Raw genomic sequence first — 3,143 nt, 5'->3', positions numbered from 1 at the left:
GAACCCCAGCGTGTTAACCGCGAAGTTAACCCTGCATCGTTGCCCGGCAACCTCAGCCTCAACTTCCCCCCAGTCATGCTGAAGCTGGTAACCGGGCTGAGTTTCGAAGCGAACCGTTTTCTTCGATGGCCGCATCTTACGTTTGGGCTGGATGTAGTAACACAATATGGAGCGTCCACCGGTATAACCCATCGCTTTAATTTCCGCGAGGATGACCTCGCCGTTCCAGACGTTCTCTGCCAGACGCATGTCGATATAGTCCATGAACGGCCTTAGTTTGGCCATTTTGTGGCGTGTTTTTCTGGCCGGAGGTTCCGGGTATTTCAGGTAGCGTCTGACAGTCCGCTCAGAGCAACCAACATGAGTGGCAATATCGACAATATACGCACCCTGCTGGCGCATTTGCTTTATCATGTAAAAGTCCTCTCTTCTCAGCATGCTGATGTCCTTTCTGGTGTGAGAACCCAAGGAAACAACATGTTGGGTGGAGCGGACAATCCAAATGGTGAATTACCGTCTTACATCACTGGCGCTGACATCACCAGCCGCAGCGCATTCTCAGCGAACTAGAGTCGGTAATGAAGGTGTTGCTGGGGGGACTTCCGGATGCCAAGTGGTCAACTCTCTAGCAAAAAATACACGTTAAAGTGCCAACCGCCTGTCTGAAAGTGTCTGGGCCGCAGGGAGTCTTACACTGAGCCAAATGCTGCGTCATAGAGGTGTGACGTAGGCCGATGGCTGGCGCGACGTTTGATGCCCGAATGTGTCCTGACAAGCAACTAACCCACTAAACACCATTACCGGATAAGCCATTTTAATAGCCCGGCATTGCCAAACGTAATAAGTCGACCATTAACCCCTGCGGCACCGAAGCGCGTTTGGTGTAGCGATATCCGTTATCTTGTTTATTCTCCTGCAAGATAGATGAGGCTATCTCGCACTGGTTGTTGAACGATATGCACACCAAATTGTGGGTTCAGCCCTGTCATTGACAGCCGATGCTGATTTAGTATGCAAGGCTCTGTGTAATGCAATGCAAATCTGGTCACGCACTGGACGACTGCAATTAAAAGGCCTGAGTCCGGTAGAGTACCGAATTCAGGCACAAATAGCCGCCAGATAAACCGTCCAACTTGATGGGGTAAGTTCAAGCAGGCGGTGTAATCATTTTAGTCAAACGCAGGCCTCAACCAACCCAGGTATCACGCAGACCTACGGTACGGTTAAACACCAGATGCTTTTCGCTCGAATAACGGCGATCGGCACAGAAATACCCTTCGCGTTCAAACTGATAGGCTTTTTCCACTTCTGCCTTTACCAAACTCGGTTCAACAAAGCCCTGAACCACTTTTAGCGAATCTGGATTAATCGTTGCGAGGAAGTCATCCGCAGCACCTGGGTTTGGCACGCCGAACAGACGATCGTAAAGACGGAATTCAGCTGGCAGCGCGTGTGCGGCAGAAACCCAATGGATAACCCCCTTCACTTTACGCCCGTCAGCCGGGTCTTTACTAAGCGTTTCAGCATCATAGGTGCAATACAGCGCCGTTATAACGCCCTGTTCATCTTTCTCAACGCGTTCCGCCTTGATGACATAAGCATTGCGCAAACGCACTTCTTTACCCAGCACCAGACGCTTGTACTGTTTGTTAGCTTCTTCACGGAAATCGGCACGATCGATATAAATCTCGCGGCTGAACGGCACCTGCCGCGTCCCCATTTTCGGGTTATTCGGATGATTCGGCATGGAAACACACTCTTCGTGGCCTTCTGGCAGATTTTCGATAATCACTTTTACCGGATCCAACACTGCCATGGCACGCGGCGCATGCTCATTAAGATCGTCACGAATACAGGATTCCAACGCCGCCATTTCGACATTATTGTCCTGTTTGGTCACACCGATACGACGACAAAATTCGCGCACGGAAGCGGCAGTGTAGCCACGGCGACGCAGGCCGGAAATAGTTGGCATGCGGGGATCGTCCCACCCTTCAACCACTTTCTCCGTCACTAACTGATTCAGTTTGCGCTTGGACATCACCGCATATTCCAGGTTCAAGCGCGAGAATTCATACTGGCGCGGATGGCAAGGAATGGTGATATTGTCCAACACCCAATCGTACAGGCGACGGTTATCCTGGAACTCCAGCGTGCACAGTGAGTGCGTAATCCCTTCCAACGCATCGGAAATGCAATGCGTGAAATCGTACATGGGATAGATGCACCACTTTTTCCCGGTCTGGTGATGTTCGGCGAATTTGATACGGTACAGCACCGGATCGCGCATCACGATGAACGGTGATGCCATGTCTATCTTGGCACGCAGACACGCAGTGCCCTCAGCAAATCCACCATTACGCATTTTTTCAAACAGATTCAGGTGTTCCTGAACGCTGCGATCGCGGTAAGGACTGTTTTTACCGGGGGAGGTCAGCGTACCACGGTATTCGCGGATCTGCTCGGGAGAGAGTTCGTCCACATAGGCCAGTCCTTTGCCGATCAGTTCGACTGCGTACAGATGCAACTGTTCAAAATAATCAGAAGAATAGAGAATCTCACCGCTCCAGGAGAAACCCAACCATTGCACATCCTGCTTGATGGACTCGACGTACTCGATATCCTCTTTCACCGGGTTGGTGTCATCAAAACGCAGATTACACTGACCGTTGTAATCTTTCGCCACCCCAAAATTGAGGCAAATGGACTTGGCATGGCCGATATGCAAGTAGCCATTAGGTTCCGGCGGAAAACGGGTTTGTACCATGCTGTGTTTTCCAGACGCCAGATCTTCATCAATGATCTGACGGATAAAATTGGTTGTGCGGGCTTCTGCCTCACTCATGCTTGATTCCTCGATGCAAAACGACACATAACCCGCAATGATCCAACAAGCTACGGCAGGACACAACAGTTACTTGCACTAACTCTTATGAAATACACAGAAAGAAGCAAAACGGCTGATGATTACACATGAGGTAACCGAAAGTGGACGTCTTGTAATATGTACTAGCTCAGACCTGATCTGACAGTTACCGATTATTTATACAGGTGTCTGTCAGATTACATCTGGTTCAGATTCTTTTCTGCCCAGATCCGTTTTCCATCGAGTAAAGTGGCCATCGGCGTACGCCCGCAGCACG

The 3,143-nt window shown here is 50.2% G+C and carries 1 protein-coding gene and 2 pseudogenes; 1 reads left to right on the top strand and 2 read right to left on the bottom strand.

Annotation, left to right across the window (positions count from 1 at the left end; genetic code table 11):
• Window positions 1-438, bottom strand: a pseudogene (locus tag QZ506_RS18215) (IS21 family transposase); the annotation flags it as partial.
• 238 nt (window positions 439-676) lie between these two features.
• Here QZ506_RS18215 and QZ506_RS18210 point away from each other — a divergent pair.
• Window positions 677-1,063: pseudogene (locus tag QZ506_RS18210) on the top strand (IS3 family transposase); the annotation flags it as partial.
• A 123-nt stretch (window positions 1,064-1,186) separates the two neighbouring features.
• On the opposite strand, the gene glnS reads toward QZ506_RS18210, so the two are convergent.
• Complete coding sequence (gene glnS, locus QZ506_RS18205; protein WP_291973004.1) at window positions 1,187-2,845, bottom strand: glutamine--tRNA ligase; 1,659 nt, start codon at window positions 2,843-2,845, stop codon at window positions 1,187-1,189.
• Window positions 2,846-3,143: the final 298 nt, after the last annotated feature.

This window comes from Candidatus Symbiopectobacterium sp. (assembly GCF_020054415.1).
Classification (GTDB): Bacteria; Pseudomonadota; Gammaproteobacteria; order Enterobacterales; family Enterobacteriaceae; genus Symbiopectobacterium.
Note: the sequence above shows the minus strand (reverse complement) of the source record. Positions and strands in the feature narration are given on the sequence as shown.